This is a genomic window from Bifidobacterium apis (assembly GCF_036986835.1).
Lineage (GTDB): Bacteria > Actinomycetota > Actinomycetes > Actinomycetales > Bifidobacteriaceae > Bombiscardovia > Bombiscardovia apis_A.
The window spans coordinates 230,260-246,980 of record NZ_BTXD01000001.1 but is presented as its reverse complement, the minus strand read 5'-3'; the positions used below and the strand labels follow the sequence as shown (position 1 = coordinate 246,980).

General features: G+C 62.2%; 14 protein-coding genes. 2 read left to right on the top strand and 12 right to left on the bottom strand.

Annotation, left to right across the window (positions count from 1 at the left end; translation table 11 throughout):
- Nucleotides 1-158: 158 nt before the first annotated feature.
- Nucleotides 159-2,033 (bottom strand): transcription termination factor Rho, encoded by a 1,875-nt coding sequence (gene rho / locus AACP62_RS00960; RefSeq protein ID WP_425332894.1) that lies wholly within the window; start codon nt 2,031-2,033, stop codon nt 159-161.
- 221 nt (nt 2,034-2,254) lie between these two features.
- On the opposite strand from rho, the gene AACP62_RS00955 reads away from it, so the two are divergent.
- Complete coding sequence (locus AACP62_RS00955; RefSeq protein ID WP_339345752.1) at nt 2,255-2,917, top strand: TetR/AcrR family transcriptional regulator; 663 nt, start codon at nt 2,255-2,257, stop codon at nt 2,915-2,917.
- A gap of 60 nt (nt 2,918-2,977) precedes the next feature.
- Here AACP62_RS00955 and AACP62_RS00950 read toward each other — a convergent pair whose 3' ends face one another.
- The 11 genes from AACP62_RS00950 to AACP62_RS00900 all read right to left on the bottom strand — a co-directional run bounded on the left by AACP62_RS00950 (nt 2,978) and on the right by AACP62_RS00900 (nt 14,416).
- A complete protein-coding gene (locus tag AACP62_RS00950; protein ID WP_045935821.1) occupies nt 2,978-4,567 on the bottom strand; it encodes an NAD(P)/FAD-dependent oxidoreductase in 1,590 nt (529 codons plus the stop codon).
- 138 nt (nt 4,568-4,705) lie between these two features.
- A complete protein-coding gene (locus AACP62_RS00945; RefSeq protein WP_015022511.1) occupies nt 4,706-5,020 on the bottom strand; it encodes a DUF2469 domain-containing protein in 315 nt (104 codons plus the stop codon).
- A complete protein-coding gene (locus tag AACP62_RS00940; protein WP_339346498.1) occupies nt 5,017-6,069 on the bottom strand; it encodes a GNAT family N-acetyltransferase in 1,053 nt (350 codons plus the stop codon). The genes AACP62_RS00945 and AACP62_RS00940 overlap by 4 nt, the downstream gene beginning before the upstream one ends.
- A 244-nt stretch (nt 6,070-6,313) precedes the next feature.
- Nucleotides 6,314-7,816, bottom strand: coding sequence for an Asp-tRNA(Asn)/Glu-tRNA(Gln) amidotransferase subunit GatB (gene gatB / locus AACP62_RS00935; protein WP_339345747.1), 1,503 nt, complete (start codon nt 7,814-7,816; stop codon nt 6,314-6,316).
- Nucleotides 7,817-7,840: 24 nt separating this feature from the next.
- Entirely contained in the window at nt 7,841-9,394 is a 1,554-nt protein-coding gene (gene gatA, locus AACP62_RS00930; RefSeq protein WP_339345745.1) for an Asp-tRNA(Asn)/Glu-tRNA(Gln) amidotransferase subunit GatA, read from the bottom strand.
- A gap of 4 nt (nt 9,395-9,398) precedes the next feature.
- Nucleotides 9,399-9,695, bottom strand: coding sequence for an Asp-tRNA(Asn)/Glu-tRNA(Gln) amidotransferase subunit GatC (gatC, locus tag AACP62_RS00925; RefSeq protein ID WP_015022515.1), 297 nt, complete (start codon nt 9,693-9,695; stop codon nt 9,399-9,401).
- A 43-nt stretch (nt 9,696-9,738) separates the two neighbouring features.
- The gene (locus tag AACP62_RS00920) at nt 9,739-10,728 is read right to left on the bottom strand and encodes an ABC transporter permease subunit (RefSeq protein WP_339345743.1); all 990 of its coding nucleotides are present in this window, start codon (nt 10,726-10,728) and stop codon (nt 9,739-9,741) included.
- Nucleotides 10,725-11,651 (bottom strand): ATP-binding cassette domain-containing protein, encoded by a 927-nt coding sequence (locus tag AACP62_RS00915; protein WP_339345741.1) that lies wholly within the window; start codon nt 11,649-11,651, stop codon nt 10,725-10,727. The genes AACP62_RS00920 and AACP62_RS00915 overlap by 4 nt, the downstream gene beginning before the upstream one ends.
- Nucleotides 11,648-12,352: a TrmH family RNA methyltransferase gene (locus AACP62_RS00910; RefSeq protein WP_045935827.1), complete on the bottom strand. Its 705-nt coding sequence runs from the start codon at nt 12,350-12,352 to the stop codon at nt 11,648-11,650. Before AACP62_RS00910 ends, AACP62_RS00915 begins: the two co-directional genes overlap by 4 nt.
- A complete protein-coding gene (locus AACP62_RS00905) occupies nt 12,349-13,026 on the bottom strand; it encodes a type I phosphoribosyltransferase (protein ID WP_339345738.1) in 678 nt (225 codons plus the stop codon). The genes AACP62_RS00910 and AACP62_RS00905 overlap by 4 nt, the downstream gene beginning before the upstream one ends.
- A gap of 37 nt (nt 13,027-13,063) precedes the next feature.
- On the bottom strand, nt 13,064-14,416 hold the full coding sequence (locus AACP62_RS00900) for a DNA recombination protein RmuC (protein WP_339345736.1): 1,353 nt from the start codon (nt 14,414-14,416) through the stop codon (nt 13,064-13,066).
- Between the two features lie 176 nt (nt 14,417-14,592).
- Between AACP62_RS00900 and AACP62_RS00895 the strand changes: the two genes are divergently transcribed.
- Nucleotides 14,593-16,668, top strand: a complete 2,076-nt coding sequence (locus AACP62_RS00895) for a P-type ATPase actuator domain-containing protein (protein WP_339345734.1) — start codon at nt 14,593-14,595, stop codon at nt 16,666-16,668.
- Nucleotides 16,669-16,721: the final 53 nt, after the last annotated feature.

The following is a 16,721-nucleotide window of genomic DNA, read 5'->3' as shown; positions in this document are numbered from 1 at the left end:
GGCAGGGACGACACTATGAAAAAACCTGGGCTGACAGGCTTCGAGTAGATCATCGCCCTAAACAGCTGTCTTGTTTCGCCACTGCTTATGCATTGGGCCCTATCCACGAACTGAATCGCGGATGGGGCCCAATAAACATGTCAGGCGTCAGACCCGAGTCACTTCTGCGCCAGCATGGACTGGTTGATGGCCGCCAGGAAGTCCCGGTTGGTGGCGGTCTTCTTCAGCCTGGGCACCAGGGTCTGATAGGCCTGCTCGGTCTCCATGCCACCCAGGAGGCGACGCAGCCGGTAGACCACGGCCAGCTCCTCGGGCGCGGTGATCAGCTCCTCACGCCGGGTGCCGGAGGCGTTGATGTCGATGGCGGGGAACATGCGCTTATCGGCCAGATCCCTGGTCAGCCTCAGCTCCATGTTGCCGGTGCCCTTGAACTCCTCGAAGATGACCTCATCCATCTTGGACCCGGTTTCCACCAGGGCCGAGGAGATGATGGTCAGGGAGCCGCCGTTCTCGATGTTGCGGGCGGCGCCGAAGAAGCGCTTAGGCGGATAGAGGGCTTGCGCGTCCACACCGCCGGAGAGGATACGTCCGGAGGCGGGAGCCGAGATGTTGTATGCGCGGGCCAGGCGGGTCATGGAATCCAGAAGGACCACCACATCCTGCCCCAGCTCAACCAGGCGCTTGGCCCGTTCGATGGCCAGCTCGGCCACAGTGGTGTGATCGCTGGCAGGGCGGTCGAAGGTGGAGGAGATGACCTCGCCCTGGACCGTGCGCTCCATGTCCGTGACCTCCTCGGGCCGCTCGTCCACCAGGACCACCATCAGGTGCACCTCAGGGTTGTTGGCGGTGATGGAGTTGGCGATGGACTGCAGGGTCAGAGTCTTGCCGGCCTTGGGCGGCGAAACGATCAGACCGCGCTGACCCTTGCCGATGGGGGCGACGATGTCGATCAGACGACCGGTGATGTTCTTGGGCTGGGTCTCCATCCGCATGCGCTCCTGCGGGTAGAGGGGGGTCAGCTTGTTGAAGTGGGGCCGTCCTGCAGCGTCCTCCACGCTCATACCGTTGATGGTATCGATGGCCTGCAGAGGAACGAACTTCTGCCGCTGATTGCGGTGCTCGCCCTCGCGGGGGGGACGGATGGAACCGTGCACGGCATCACCCTTGCGCAGGCCGTACTTCTTGACCTGGCCCATGGAGATGTAGACGTCGTTGGGGCCGGGCAGGTAGCCGGAAGTGCGCACGAAGGCGTAGGAGTCCAGCACATCCACAATGCCTGCCACGGGGACCAGGTCCTCGGGCTTGAAGTTCTCCCTGGGCTCATAGTCACGATCCCGGCCGCTGCTGCGATGGTTGTTACGGTTGCGTCGGTCGTTGCGATCGTTGCGGTCATTACGATCGCCCCGGTTTCGGCGGTCATAGCCGTTATGACGGTAGTCACGCCCTTCCTCGCCGCGATCCTCGTAGCTGCGCCGACGGGGCCGGTCATTCCGTGAGGGCAGAGCCGCCAGAATGTCGTCCAAATTGCGCACAGAACCGGAGCCGGAGCCTGCGCGCTCCTCATCATGCTCATGCTCGTTCCGGCCACGGTTGGAGTGAGAGCCTCGGGATGAATCCGTGCTGCGGTGACGGCGACGGGATATGACCACGTTCTCCTCGTCGGCCACCGTATGGGGGAAGCGGGTCCGGTGCTCGCTATGACCGCTCTTATGATCGTCAATACCCAAAACATCGAAGAGGTCTCCGACAGGACGATCGTCCTTGGATTCCTCCGATCCCTTGGTATCCGTGGTCTCCTGTCCGCCTTCCGCGGAGGAGTCCGTCTCCTGCTTCGTCGGCTGCTGCTGATCGGTGGCCTGGCCCCCCTTGGCCACGGCGGCCGCAGCCTTGGGCTTACCAACGGTTACTCCCTCAGGGGCCTTGCCGCCCGAGCGTGCCGCCTCGATCGTCTCGATCAGGACAGGCTTGCGCATGCCGGAAATACCGCGCAACCCCAGCTGCCTGGCCAGTTCCTTGAGTTCGGGCAGCTTCATGGAATGAATATCTTGGCTTGTTGCCACTGTTGTAATGCCTTTCCTTCGCTATGCCTACTTAGGCTAGGCAAATAGCTTGAGAATAGTGCGGGGGTACCGCTCATGAAAATTCGATGCCGACTCGGCTTGTCGAACTTCCATAAGCCTACAACGAGTGCACGACCGGTGCAAGAACCGACCTGCGTGTCCAGAAATCACAGGTAAACCTTTAGACTGGGCATATGACTGACCGATCATCTCTGCGTGAACAACGGCGGAGCGAATTCGTAACCACCGCCATGCGGGTCTTTGACCGGAAAGGCGCTGCAAACACATCCCTGCGTGACGTAATCCGTGCCATGAACCACGGCAAGGGCGTAGGAATGAGCGTTTTCTATTACTACTTCAAATCCAAGGACGACCTGATAGATGCCTGCGTGCGCACCTACCTGGCCTCCTACGTGGACAATGTGGTCGACATTCTGCAGAATCCTGACCTGAGCGTTCAAGAGGCGCTGGACGACATCTGTCCGCATCTGGTAAGGGCCATCTGGAAGATGGACGTCATCTTCGCTGATAAGGCCAACTGGTACAACTACCTGAGCACCAACAGCAATGTGATGGAGGGCTTCGTCAGGCAGATCATCGACCCTTTGTCCAAGGCCCTGGACCGCTGGCTGGATCGGGGCGACCTGCCGCAGACCCAGCTGATCCAAACAGCCGGCACCCGCACTGTGGCCTGGCTGATGGCCGACGGGCTCTCGTCCATCGTCAGCAACGGCAGAGGAGCCGCCGGAAACCCGCAAATCAGAGAGGTGGTCCGCCAACGTGTCCGCGAGAGCGTGTCCTTCTTCTCGCAGCTTCTCGGCCTGCCCTTGAAGCCACCAGCCATCGCCCTGTCGTAAATGACAAAGCCCCCGACCCTGCAGTCGGAGGCTTGAAGGGAAACGAAGGTAGAGGTCTGTCTACTTCTCCTCGTGATAGGACTTCTCGGTGTTGACGTTCCAGACGTTGGTCTTGTCAGTACGCCCCGATTTGATGTTGGCCACGGCTTCCATGGATGTGGCCATGGAGTGGTCCTGGTTGTTGTAGTGATGCTGCCCGTTGCGGCCCACGCAGTAGAGGTTGCCGAAGGAGTCCAGCCATTTGACCAGCTCGGGCATCTGGGCGTAGGTATCGAAGTAGGCCGGGTAGGCCTTGACCACCCGCTCCCGGTGCGAGTCCAGCACGTCGGCAGGTCCGTTGATGATGCCCATCCGGGTCAGCTCCTTGATGGCGAAGTCAGTCGTCTCCTGATCGCTCATGTTCCAGAAGTCATCACCCTCCTTGCAGAAGTACTCCAGGCCGATCCAGACAGTGCCGTCCACGTTCTTGACCATGTAGGGGCTCCAGTTGTTGAAAATCTGGATGCGGCCCATCTTGTAGCCGGGATCCTGCACATAGATCCAGCAGTCGGGAACGATGGGCGGGTCGCCCAGGGTCTTGATGGAGGTGGTGTTGCGGATGCGCAGGTGGCGGACCAACAGGCCAACGGTCACGAAGTCGCGGTAAGGCAGGCCCTGAGCCACCCTGACCATCTCCTTGTCAGTGGAGGGCTCCTCGTGGGCAATGGCCTCCACCAGGTCCTTGATGGGCATGGAGGAGATGATCTGGTCAGCCTTCAGGGTCACCTCCTTGCCATCAGCATTGCGATAGATCACACCGGTCATGTGGCCATCGCTCTGGGTCAGTCCGATCACACGGGCATCGGTGATCACGTGGACTCCATGCTCCACATTGCGACGCTCCACGGTCTCCCAGAGCTGCCCTGGACCAAGCTTGGGGTACCAGAACTCCTCGATCAGGCTGGTCTCGACCTGATGAGCGTCGCGCTTCTTGGGCAGCAGCTTCTGGAAGGCGTTCTTGAGCACGCCCATGATGCTGAGTCCCTTGACCCTCTGGGCGCCCCAGTCGGCGCTGATCTCGCGGGGATGGCGTCCCCAGAGCTTTTCGGTATAGCCCTCGAAGAACATGGAGTAGAGCTTGCGGCCGAAGCGGTTGATGTAGAAGTTCTCCAGGTTGTCCTCAGGCAGCTTGTGGACGACGGACTTCAGGTAGCTGAATCCGGCCTGCATGGTCAGCTTGAAGCCCATGGCCCTGAGTGTGTTGAGCGTCAAAGAGATGGGATAGTCGAAGAAATGGTGGTTCCAGTAAATCCTGGAGACACGATGACGCTTGAGCATGACCCGGTCGGTCTTCTCCGGGTCGGGGCCGCCGGGCTCCAGGTCGTGGTGGCGGCCAAGTTTTTTGTCGTCATAGGAGGGCGCGCCTTGCAGTGGCAGGACCTCCTTCCACCAGTCCATGATCCGGTCGTCCTTGGAGAAGAACCGGTGTCCACCAATGTCCATGCGATTGCCGTTGTGCCGAACTGTGCGGGAGATGCCGCCAAAGGCATCAGTGGCCTCCAGCACAGTGACGTCATAGCGCTCGTCGCCGCCGTCCTTGACCAGTTCCCATGCCGCTGTCAAGCCGGCGGGCCCTCCGCCGATGACGATCACGGACTGCTTGCGCTCCATGCCAACCTCCTGAAAACCGTATGAAATCATCACCACTGTACCCGGCCCGTCCCCAGTCAGATGCTACCGAGCGACTTCCCACACGAATTCCCGCCATTGCGTGGTGCAGACGTGATGATGCTCGCCCCTGCGCACTGTTTAGCCCAGCGAGTCAGGGATATCGATGTCCGTCTTCTGCACTTCCTCCACATTGACGTCCTTGAAAGTGACGATCCGGACGTTCTTGACAAACCGGCTGGACCGGTAGACATCCCAGACCCAGGCATCGGTCAGTCGAACGTCAAAGTAGACGTCCTGCCCAGCGGATCGGACGTTGAAGTCCACCTTGTTGGCCAGGTAGAACCGCCGTTCGGTCTCGACAACGTAGGTGAACAGCTTGATCACGTCCCGATACTCGCGATACAAGGCCAGCTCGGCGTTGGTCTCGTAGTTGTCGAGATCCTCAGCACTCATCGACTACCTCCATTCGCGCGATCACGGCCATGGCCAAGCGTACGCCACCAGGCACGCTTGGATCGCTTGGCCTCAGCCGACCCGTAGGCCCAATCCGACGCTGTATGCTCCTCGCCAGACCGCTCGGCAACGGGTTCTTCGGAACCGGACTTCCTCCCCGCATCCTTGGCGTCCGTCTGACCAGGGCCCGCCGTCTTGTCATTCCTGCCGTTGGGTCCTGCGTGGCCTCCAGCAGATTTTCCTGAATGTGAACCACTCTTCGGGGCCAAACCGATCTGTTCGCTTGACGTCTGCGAATCCTGAGATGCCGAGGTGGACTCTTTGGACTTTGCTTCGCTGATACCACCATCCTCATCCGCTGCATATCCATGTGCAACAAGGGCTTCAGCCACACCGGGGTTTTCGCGGATGACATGCATGCCGAAAGCATTCAAAGAACGGATGGGATCGTACTCGTCGACCAGGGCGTCCATGACGATCTGATCCTGATACTTGCCGTTCTCGGCATCCCAGAGCGCATCACGGGAGGTGCCCGAGATCATGAATCCCAGGGACTGGTAGACGGAGATTGAGCGTGTGTTCTTCTCCGGCACGGCCACCCAGATCCGGTGCAGGCCCAGCCCTGTAGGAGCAGCCGCGTATCCGTAGGTCATGATTCTGGGCATGGCATCCCGGGAGTAGCCACGTCCGCGGAAGTGCCTGCCCAGGACCACCTGGATCCTGGCCGAACGGGACCAGCCGTCCACGTCGATCAGGAAGATCATGCCGATGACCCCCTTGGTGGCATCAGCATCGGGCGAGCCGTCCTGGTCGGTATCCGCATCAGTGACCATGGCCCAGGCCAGGGTGCGACGGGACTCTGGATCGCCCACGCCCGAATCACGGGCAGCCAGACCCTTGGACCAGGCCACCGACCGTCGCACCCAAGCGTTGACCACGGCTCGTTCGGCACTGGGCCCCTTACCGGTGATTCCGGTGGAATTGTAGAAGGCCTCCAGCTGGTCCATCGCCGTCAGATCAGCGATGACGGCCGGCCGCAGGTGCAACATTTCGCCCCGGATGTAGGGAATCTCAATCCGGTCTGGCAGCTGTCTGTTCGCCGCGTCTTCGGATCCCTCGGATTGCGTTTGCGGTCGGTCATTGCCCCTGCCGCTCATAGACATCACGTCACCTCCATGATCGCCACCTTGCGATGGCAATCAATTGTAATCCCTCGCCCCTGGGAAAACCATGAGAAGCCAGGCAGTCCGCCGGTCCGAACCCGATGGGACCGGTCCGGCGGACCGGGCGCGGTCAGGACTTGGCGATGCGCTCCATGACGATCTTGCTGACCGCCTTGGCATCGGCCTGACCCTTGGTGGCCCGCATGACCGCTCCGATAATAGCGCCCATGGGCTTCATATTGCCGCCCTTGAGCTTGGCCACGATGTCCGGGTTGTCCTTGAGGGCCTGATCGACGGCTGCGTCCAGGGCCCCGTCATCCGAAACCACCTGGTAGCCGTGCTTCTTGACGACCTCGGCCGGCTTGCCCTCGCCTGCCAACACGCCGGAGACGGTCTGCTTGGCCAGCTTGTCATTGAGCTTGCCGTCAGCGATCAGCTGCTCCACATCAGCGACATCCTGAGCCGAAATGGGCAGCTCCTGCAGGCTGACCCCACGGGCGTTGGCTTCGCGGGAGATCTCGCCCAGCCACCACTTGCGGGCTCCGGCAGCCGTGGCGCCGGCCTTGACCGTATCCTCGATCAGGTCCACGGCATCGGCGTTGACCGCGTCCTGCATCTGCCGGTCGGTGAAGTCCCACTCCTTCTTGAGACGGGCGCGGCGTTCGCGCGGCATCTCAGGCATCTGGGCCCTGAGCTCCTCGATATGATCCTTGGTCACATGGACCATGACCAGGTCAGGATCGGGGAAGTACCGGTAATCGTTGGCATCGGACTTGACCCGGCCGCCCGCAGTGGTCTGTGTGGACTCGTCCCAGTGGCGGGTCTCCTGCAGCACCTCCCCACCGGACTCCAGCAGGGCCGCCTGTCGGCGGATCTCGTAGGTCAGGGTCTTCTCGATGCCCTTGAAGGTGTTGACATTCTTGGTCTCCGACCGGGTTCCCAGAGGGGCGTCCGGCCCGGCGTGCAGGGAGACGTTGACGTCGGCACGCATGTTGCCCTGCTCCATCCGGGCGTGGGAGATGCCCAGGGCCCGGACGATGTCTCTGATGGCCCGGACATAGGCCCCTGCCACCTCGGGGGTGCGTGCCCCGGCGCCCTCGATGGGCTTGGTCACGATCTCGACCAGGGGGACACCGGCACGGTTGTAGTCCACCAGGGAGTGGTCGGCGCCTTCGATACGGCCATCGGCCCCGCCCACGTGCGTGTTCTTGCCGGCGTCGTCCTCCACATGGGCCCGCTCGATGGGCACACGGAAGATGCTGCCGTCGTCCAGCTCCACATCCAGGTAGCCCTCGCCATTCAGGGGCTTGTCGTACTGGGAGATCTGGTAGTCGCGCGGCATGTCCGGGTAGAAGTAGTTCTTCCTGGCGAACTGGCTCCACTCGTTGACCTTGCAGTGCAGGGCCAGGCCCAGTTTGACCGCATAGTCGATGGCGGTCTTGTTGACCACGGGCAGACTGCCGGGCAGGCCCAGGGAGACCGGGGTCAGCTGGGTGTTGGGCTCGCCGCCGAACTCGATATGGGCCGGGCAGAAGAGCTTGGTGTTGGTGCAGAGCTCGACATGGACCTCCAGGCCGAACACCGGGTCGTACTTGGCCACGGCATCGGCGTACTTCATAAGTTTTTCAGCCATTGTGATTCCGTTTCCTTCCGATGCCTACTTGGTCGATCCCTGAGCCAGGCCATCCAGCCAGGGGGTGGACAGCTTCTTGGAAATGGGCCCGCCCCACTGCTCCTCCAGGGCCGCCTCAAGAGCTGCGGCAGGCCGGTACATGACCTCATCACGCATTTGGGGGGCGAAGAACTGGAAGCCGACAGGCAGCCCGTCGTCGCTGAGCCCAGCGGGAATCGACATGGCCGGAGTGCCGGCCAGATTAGCCGGAATGGTGGCCACGTCGTTCAGGTACATGGCCAGCGGGTCGTCCATCTTCTCGCCAAAGCGGAAGGCCGTGGTCGGCGAAGTCGGCGAGACCAGGACGTCGGCCTGTTCAAAGGCCTTCTCGAAGTCGCGGATGACCAGGGTGCGAACCTTCTGGGCCGAGCCGTACCAGGCGTCGTAGTACCCGGCGGACAGGGCGTAGATGCCCAGGATGATCCTGCGCTTGACCTCGTCGCCGAACCCGGCCTCACGGGTGGCAGCCATCATGTTGGCAGCCGTCTGTGGGACGCCTTCGGGGGGCATGACCCGCAGTCCGTAGCGCATGCCGTCGTAACGGGCCAGGTTGGAGGAGACCTCGGAAGGCATGATGATGTAGTAGGCGGCCAGCGCATAGGGGAAGTGCGGGCAGGAGACCTGGACCACCTCGGCGCCCATGGACTCCAGCAACGAGACGGCCTCGTTGAAGCGGGCCTCGACGCCGGGCTGGTAGCCCTCGCCGCCCAACTCCTTGACCAGCCCCACCTTGAGGCCCTTCAAATCGCGATTCTGACCTTGACGAGCGGCCTGGACCAGAGGGGGAACCGGCTTGGGAATTGATGTGGAGTCTCGGCGGTCATAGCCACCGATGACCTCCTGCAGCAGGGCCGCATCCAGCACGGTCCTGGAGACCGGACCAATCTGATCCAGGGAGGAGGCCATGGCGATGGCCCCGAACCTGGAGACACCGCCATAGGTAGGTTTGACGCCCACGGTGCCGGTCAGTGATCCGGGCTGGCGAATGGACCCGCCGGTGTCGGTGCCCAGAGCCAGAGGGGCCTCAAAGGCGCCGACTGCCGAGGCCGAGCCGCCGCCCGAGCCGCCCGGGACCCGCTCGGTGTCCCAGGGGTTGTGTGTGGGCTTGAAGGCCGAGTGCTCAGTGGAGGATCCCTGGGCGAACTCATCCAGGTTGGTCTTGCCCAGAATGGGCATCCCTGCGGTCTTGAGTTTCTTGATGACGGTGGCATCGTAAGGCGGCACCCATCCCTCGAGGATCTTGGATGCGGCCGTCGTGGGAATGCCCTTGGTGACGATCATGTCCTTGATGGCAATGGGAACGCCGGCCAGTTCCGGCAGCCCCTCGGCGCCGTCATGGGCCAGACGCTGGTCGAAGGCGTCAGCCTGTTCCAGGGCCTGATCGGCGCTCACCTGCAAAAACGCATCAATGCTGGGCTCGGCGGCTTCGATCACATCCAGATGAGCCTGGACCAGCTCGCGGCTGGAGACCTGCCCCGACCGCAGCTGTGCGGCCATGTCGGAGGCGGATTGCTTGACCAATTCTTCCTGTGCGCTCATCGTCTCACTCCTCACCCAGAATGCGCGGGGCCACAAACATGCCCGACTCGGTGACCGGTGCCCCCGAGAGAGCAGCCTCCTGGGTCAGTGGTTCCTCAGCCTCATCGGGACGCAGGTAGGCCTCCAGAGGAATGGGATTGGCAGTGGGGGGCACGTCGTCGCCGGCCACCTCCTGAACCTTGGTAATGGAATCGGCGATCACGTTGAGTTCGCCCTTGAGGCGGTCAGCCTCCTGATCGGTCAAAGCAATCCGGGCCAAATCGCCCAAGTGCTTGATCTCTTCACGTGTAAAAGTTGGCATACTACTTATCATATGGGTGCTCTATGACACGCAGAAGACAGGGTCAACCGATGTCTGCGCGCCTAAAGACCAGGGTTCCCAGAGCACAGCATAGAGCCGTCCAGACCATCATGATCAGGCCCGACTGCCACCAGGTGGGCCACCATCCTATGCCTGCACCTGCTGCCTGGCCCAGACCTGAAAGGAAGGTGCTCAGCAGGCTGGTTGGGGTCAGGCTGAAGGGAATCTGCAGCCAGTCGGCATGAGGGACCAAACCCGCCAGGAGTCCCAGAATCAATGGCAGAATCACGGTCAGCCCCAGGAACAGGCCGATCCCACCAGCCTTGGAGCGGCTCACGGCCCCCAGACCCAGGGCCATCAAAGCAAAGAGGACCACCATGAGCGGGCCACCCAGCAAATCAATCAGGACCAGCCCGGGCTTGTAGGCAGGCAAGGCCCCCGATCCGCCCGACAGAAGCAGTGTCGTCAGGATCCAGCTGAGCAGCAGGCCTATCTGTGCCGCCAACCAAGTCAATAAGGCCAAGGCAAGACCCTTGGCCATCAGGACCATGCCCCGACGAGGATTGGCCGTCAGCGTGCTCTCAATGGTGGCTCCGGAAAACTCACGCGTAAGGACCAGAACCCCCAGCATGCCCGCCACGACCATGGCCGGGAAAAGGCCCGATGCGATGGCCGACCGGAAAACGTCACCGGAGGCAGGCAGCAGGTGATCCGGAAGGTGATTGCTCTGCCAACCCGGGCCAGCCAGGACCCGGGTCGCACAGGCCATCAGGCCGGTGCTCAATGGCTGTAACAGCATGACGATCAGGAGGAGGACCCAGGTAGATCGTAGGGAGAGTATCTTGCGCAGCTCCCCTCGGACCGCCCCGAAAAGGGTCAGCTGACCGGACGGGCGACGCGAATCCAGGAAGGACAGCCCCGAGGTCCGACGCAGCCGAGTGAAGGCGGAGCCATGCCGTGGGGTTGCGTTATCAGGTCCTGCGGGTACTTCTCGCCGACTCCGCCGGACTCGACGGCCATTGTCGGCACTCATGGTCGCATATCCCCTCTGCCGTGGATGATGTCCTTGTAGGCCTGTTCCAAGGAAACTTCCTCCGGCTGGAAGTCGTAGAGAACCACACCCTCCTGGGCCAGAATCGAGGCCGTCGAAGCCAGGGGCGCGCCCTGGATGCGGAAGCGGGCGGCATCGGGCGGACAGCTCTCGTCTGGCGGCAGACGGGTGACGCTGATTCCGGCAGCCGTGGCCAGGGCGGCCTTTAACTGATCCGGCTGTGGGGTCACCGCATAGATGGAGTCACGGGAGTGCTCGCCAATGAATCGGGCCACTGTCGTTCTCTCCAGGATCCTTCCCTTGGCGATGATGACCAGATCGTCGGCGATTTGAGCCACCTCGTTGATCTTACGGGAGCTCAGGAGGACTGCCCTGCCCTGTGAGGCAAGACCGCGCCAAATGTCCCTCACTCGCTCGGCTCCACCCGGATCCAGACCATCAAGGGGATCATCCAGAACCAGGTTGTGCGGTTCACCCAGCAGGGCAGCGGCCAGGGCCAGCCGCTGACTCATCCCCAGAGAAAGGGATCCCGTCGACCTGTCGGCGACCGATTGCAGGCCTACCATCTCAAGCACCTGGTCCACCCGACGTCGATCAATGCCATTGACTGCGGCCAGGGCCAGCAGGTGGTCCCTGGCCTTGCAGGCAGGATGGGCGTTGCGTGGATTCAGTACCGCGCCTGCTGTCCGCATGGGCGATGAGAGCCGGACGAAAGGCTGGCCATCGAACAGGGCCTTTCCTGCATCAGGGCGAACCAGCCCCAGAGCAATGCGCAGCGTGGTCGACTTGCCGGCGCCTTTAGGCCCCACAAAACCGGTCACCCGACCGTCCCTGGCCGTGAAGGAGACACGGTTCAGTGCCTTGCGGGAGCCGAAGCGCTTGGTCAGCGCGTCGATGACAATCATGGCCCCGCCACCTCCGCGTGCTGGCAGATCCAGGAGTGCATGGCCACGGCAGCCGCAGCCCCGGCGTTGATGGAGCGCACCGATCCGAACTGGGAGATGTAGACCACATCGTCGGCCAGCTCCAAGGCCTTCTCGGACAAGCCCGGCCCCTCGGCGCCGAACATGAGCAGACAACGACGGGGAAAGCGATAGGTCTCCATGGGGACGGCCCCGGGGACATTGTCGATGGCGATCATGCGGGGGGTGGACTCCCCCTGCCCGGCCGCCTCTTCTCGCAGGGTGGCCGTCATGGTTGCTATGTCGGGGTCGTGGACCACATGCTGGTAGAGCTCGGTCATCAACGAGCCCTTGCGGTTCCATTTGTGAGGACCGACTATATGGACGCGGCGGGCGGCGAAGGCGTTGGCGGTTCGGACCATGGAGCCGATATTGAAATCGTGGGTCCAATTCTCCACAGCCACCTCGAAGTCATGGCGGCCCCGGCGATCCAGGTCGTCCCGAATGGCATCGACCTTCCAATATCGGTAACGATCCAAAACGTTGCGCCGATCCCCCTGCTCCAGCAGTTCAGGGTCATAGCGCGGGTCCGTCGGCAGGGGCTGCTCGGGATGCTCTTCCTGCCAGGGGCCGACCCCCACCTGGCGGAAGACCGGCTCATCTGATGCCATGGCCGCTCGGGTAATTGGATTTGGGTCTCTCATGACCGCACCGGAGAGTCGTCTGCCGCACCGACGAATTGATCCTCCTGGTAGGCGCAGATGAAAGGCAGTCTTTGCCGGGAGCCGTCAACTGGATCGACCACCTGAACGCTGCCATCGGTCCGGCCACCCACCAGCGAGGCGATGGCCAACGTCTTGGCACCCTGACGCTGGATGATCCCGCAGTCAAGATTGAGTTCGTCATTCTTGCCCAAAGTGACCAGGGACGAGGTCTGCACATAGGATTTCCGGCCCAGCCAGGCATCCAGCAGGATGACCCGCCTACCCTTGATGGATGGGCCTTTGATGGAGGGGTAGACGAAGTCCATGACGAAGGCGTCCAGATCCTGGCCGCGTGAGGCTGCGGCATGAAGCATGGCATCAGCCAGTGGCACGGCGGCGGCCGTCAAGGCCCCGACCGCATCGAAGTCGTCGACTGAATAGCCCGCATCCTCCAGGGTGTCCAGAAGCACATGACCGGCGAGTTCGGCCCCGCGATGATGAAAGGTAACCCCGCTCAGCTCGGTGAAGGGACGCCCGCCGATCTCCTGGGCCAGGAGTTCACGCAGCTGATCGACCGGCCCAGGCAGGTCCACGTCGGATTCGCGCCCGACCAAATCAGGCGACCCAGTGGGCCTGAAGGATGAACCCTCTTGTCTCTTCGTTGCCTCGTTCATGCTTATCAGACTAGCGCCGGTGGCCCCTAAGCGGCACTCACTGCCCTTGGTCGGGCAAAACTTCCGGGGCGGTCAGCTCCCTGATATTGCCCTTGTCCGAATCGATCATGTCGACCGAATCGATGACCTTGGAGGGATTCATCTGCTGTAGCTTGCGGGCGGTGACCAGAACGCGCGACTCCAAAGAGGAGGCGAACTTGTTGTAGGCGGTCACCGTGGCAGTGATGGAGCGGCCCAGTTTGTTGGCCCGATCGCCCAGGACCACAAAGCGGTCATAGAGCTCGTGGGTCAACGTGAAGAGGGTGCGGGCATCCTCTGACAGGTTCTGCTGCTGCCAGGCGTAGGCCACCGACTTGAGCACAGCCCAGAGGGTCACCGGCGAGGTCAGGGCCACTTTCTGCGCGAAAGCATCGTCCATCAGGGTGGGGTCCACCTCCAGGGCGGCCTGCAGAAGGGAGTCGTTGGGAATGAAGGCCACCACGAAGTCCGGGGCCGTCTCGAAGGCGTTCCAATACTCCTTGTCGGCCAGGGCCTTTACGTGCTCTCGCAGGGCCCGGGCATGCGCCTTGAGCAGCTCGTCCCGGCGGTGCAACTCATCGTCCGAGGCAGTGTCTGGGATCTCGCAGGCCCGCTGGTAGTCGGAATAAGGGGCCTTGGCATCAATCGGAATGGTCTTGCCGCCGGGCAGATGGACCACCATATCGGGGCGCAGGACGCGACCATCCGAGGCCGTGACCACTACCTGAGTATCGAAGTCCACATGCTCCAAGAGCCCCGCAGATTCGACGATATTCCTGAGCTGAGCCTCGCCCCAGGCGCCGCGTACCTTGTTGTTGCGCAGGGCCGAAGCCAAAGAACTGGTCTCCTTGTCCAGTCGCCCCTGCTGCTCGCCCAGACTCTTCAGCTGCTGCCCCAGGGAGCCCATCTCCTGCTTGCGGCCCTCCTCGATCTGGGCAACCTTGTGTTGTAGGGCGTCCAGATTCTTTTGCACCGGGGCCAGAGCCGAGAGCACCTTGCTCTCCTCCTCCATGCTCTCAGCCTGCCTGCGCCGCTTCTCCTCTTCCTGAGCCTGTGTACGGCGGCGCTCCTGCTCGATTCTGATCTGTTCGGCCTGCTGGGCCTGGGCCAGCTGGGACTTGACAAAGGAGAGCTCGCGGTTCAGGCCGTCCACCTTGGTCCGTGCCTCGACCAGAGCCGCATCGGATCCATGGAACCGTTCCTGGGCCTGATCCAGCTGCGCACGCAGTTCATCCACCTGGCCGTCGGACCCCATGCCGACGGCCTTCCGACCCTGGGCGCGACCCAGCACATACCCGGCCAGTCCTCCCAGGACTATACCGATCAGCAGGAGAAGCACCACCATAACTACTGATGACGTAGAATCGAACATATGTTCTAGTAAACCTCCAGCACTGGACCCGAAAACCAGGTCGGCACGGCAGGCTGCCGGCGATAATTCGAGAATTCGTTTTTTCCGCAAGGAATCGGCCTTATGACCGGCGCCGGGCCGCAATAAAGGGCAGAATAGGAAATATTAAGGGGTTGGAGCAAGACCGAAGGAGATCCGTGGGTATCGATATCTTCCTGGCGATAGCCGATCTGGTCGTGGCCTGTGCGGTCACTTGGCTGATCATCTGGTACTTCCTTATGCCGTCGGCTCATATCAGCGACCAGGATGCAGGCACGGACTCCCCGGCCAACCACCCCTGGCGCGATCCCGAGGATTGGGGCAAATGGGGGGCCGATCTGGACTCCCGCAGCCATCGTCTGCTCAGGCCTACCATCATCAGCGCCCTGCTGACCGCGCCCGTTCTGGTTCTGGACCTGTTCGATCGCTTCGGCCCCAATCTGATTCCTTCCTGGCTGACCAGCCCCTGGGTCCAGGCTATTCTGATAACTCCAGTTATCTTCTACTGCGGCCGCGGGATACTCATGGACGGGTGGAAGGCCATGACCGAACACCGCTGCAGCCCAGATCTCCTGGCCATGCTGGCCACAAGTCTGGCCTACCTATACAGCCTGGCTACCTGCCTGGCCGGATCCCTGCTGCCTGAGGGCTCCCGATCCCCCTACTTCGATCTGGTCGGCGTGGTCATTAGCCTCTTACTGCTGGCCCGGGTCATCGGCACCAAAATGGAAGCCTCCCTGGTGGCCTCTTTGAACCACCTGACAGAGATCCGGCCAGCCTCAGGCCTGGTGGCCGATTCCGAGCATCCGCAGACAGTTCCCGCCCAAATCCTTGCACGTGACCGGATCCACCCAGGCGATCTGCTCCTGGTACGCACAGGAGAACGCCCGGCCGCCGATGGGGTTGTGGAGTCAGGGTCGGCCCTGGTGGACGACAGCGAGCTGACAGGCGGTGACAGGCCCCGGCCATGCGGACCCGGTGACCGAATCCTGGCCTCCAGCAAGATCCTGGAAGGCCGATTGTCCATCCGCGTGGATGCCGCCGGTGACAACACCTATGCAGCCAGGCTCGTGAAAATCATTCCTCAGGCTCTGGTCGAGCGATCCCCCGCCATGCGCAGGATGGACCGTATCGTCCACACAGCCATAGCCCTGATAATGATTCTGGCTGTCTGGACCTTCATGCTCTGGCTCATGCTAGGACCACAGCCTCACCTGGCCCATGCCGTAGGCAATGCCGTCTGTGTGCTGACCATCGCCTGCCCTGCCGTCGCAGCCATGTCCATCCCCCTGGCCTTCCGAACCAGCCTGGAGACGGGCCTGGCCCACGGTTTGCTCTTCACCTCACCACGGGCCATGAACCACCTGGGCCGGGTACGCACCCTGATTCTGGACGACTCCTCTCTGCTGGATCCCGACGACTCGGAGGTACAGGGTGCCCACACGGAATCCCTGACCCGGGCCGCTGCCCATCTACGTGCCCTTCGGGTGAGCAGCCTGATTCTGGATGGGAGCCGCCAGCCGGACGACAGGATTGAGCGGGCGGCCCGTCAGGCGGGCGTGGATATGCTGATTACCCGGCTGACCCCCGAGCGCAAGCGTGAGTGCATGGATCGGCTCAATCACGACCTGACACGGACCAGCAAGGGCGTTCCAGCGGATCGGACCGGTCAAGAAACCGCCTCCGCTGCAAAGCAGGGCCGAACCAGCCTGGTGGCTCTGGCGGCTGGAACTACAGCGGATCCAAAACTGACGGCCAAGGCTCGAGTAGACATCACTCTAGATCCAAAACCCCAGACCCACACGGACGATGCCGCAGAGGACATCGACCTGCCGCAGGCGGACCTGATCCTGCACCAGGGCGACCTGGACGGGACCAGTAGGGCCATAGAACTGAGCCGAGCCACCACCCGGGTCATCAGGCAGAATCTGACCTGGTCCACTGTCTACAACATCATCGCCCTGGTCATTGCCACCGGAATCTGCCAACCCTTCCTGGGCTGGATGCTCAACCCCATGATCGCAGCAGTAACAGGTGCCCTGTCAACCATCCTGGCCATGCTCAACGTTCGTCGTCTGCACCGGCTGCGGCACCTGCGCCGTCGCTGGCTGCACCTTGCCCTGATCGACACGGACCAGCTTCCAACAGTCGCGGCACGACGCCCCCAGATCATCGTCGATAGCCAGTGGGAGTCCATGCAAGAGGGCAAGGACCCGGCTGCTGCTATGGATTGAATCCACAAAGACAGTCTGTGGAGCGAAAAGGTTCGGCACCCGGGAATGATCCC

Coding starts and splice junctions, on each gene's coding strand:
- AACP62_RS00910 (WP_045935827.1), bottom strand. CDS start 12,352: ATGAGAGACCCAAATCCAATTACCCGAGCGGCCATGGCATCAGATGAG.
- AACP62_RS00940 (WP_339346498.1), bottom strand. CDS start 6,069: ATGTTGCACCTGCGGCCGGCCGTCATCGCTGATCTGACGGCGATGGAC.
- AACP62_RS00905 (WP_339345738.1), bottom strand. CDS start 13,026: ATGAACGAGGCAACGAAGAGACAAGAGGGTTCATCCTTCAGGCCCACT.
- rho (WP_425332894.1), bottom strand. CDS start 2,033: ATGAAGCTGCCCGAACTCAAGGAACTGGCCAGGCAGCTGGGGTTGCGC.
- AACP62_RS00920 (WP_339345743.1), bottom strand. CDS start 10,728: ATGAGTGCCGACAATGGCCGTCGAGTCCGGCGGAGTCGGCGAGAAGTA.
- AACP62_RS00900 (WP_339345736.1), bottom strand. CDS start 14,416: ATGTTCGATTCTACGTCATCAGTAGTTATGGTGGTGCTTCTCCTGCTG.
- AACP62_RS00915 (WP_339345741.1), bottom strand. CDS start 11,651: ATGATTGTCATCGACGCGCTGACCAAGCGCTTCGGCTCCCGCAAGGCA.
- gatA (WP_339345745.1), bottom strand. CDS start 9,394: ATGAGCGCACAGGAAGAATTGGTCAAGCAATCCGCCTCCGACATGGCC.
- gatB (WP_339345747.1), bottom strand. CDS start 7,816: ATGGCTGAAAAACTTATGAAGTACGCCGATGCCGTGGCCAAGTACGAC.
- AACP62_RS00955 (WP_339345752.1), top strand. CDS start 2,255: ATGACTGACCGATCATCTCTGCGTGAACAACGGCGGAGCGAATTCGTA.
- AACP62_RS00945 (WP_015022511.1), bottom strand. CDS start 5,020: ATGAGTGCTGAGGATCTCGACAACTACGAGACCAACGCCGAGCTGGCC.
- gatC (WP_015022515.1), bottom strand. CDS start 9,695: ATGCCAACTTTTACACGTGAAGAGATCAAGCACTTGGGCGATTTGGCC.
- AACP62_RS00950 (WP_045935821.1), bottom strand. CDS start 4,567: ATGGAGCGCAAGCAGTCCGTGATCGTCATCGGCGGAGGGCCCGCCGGC.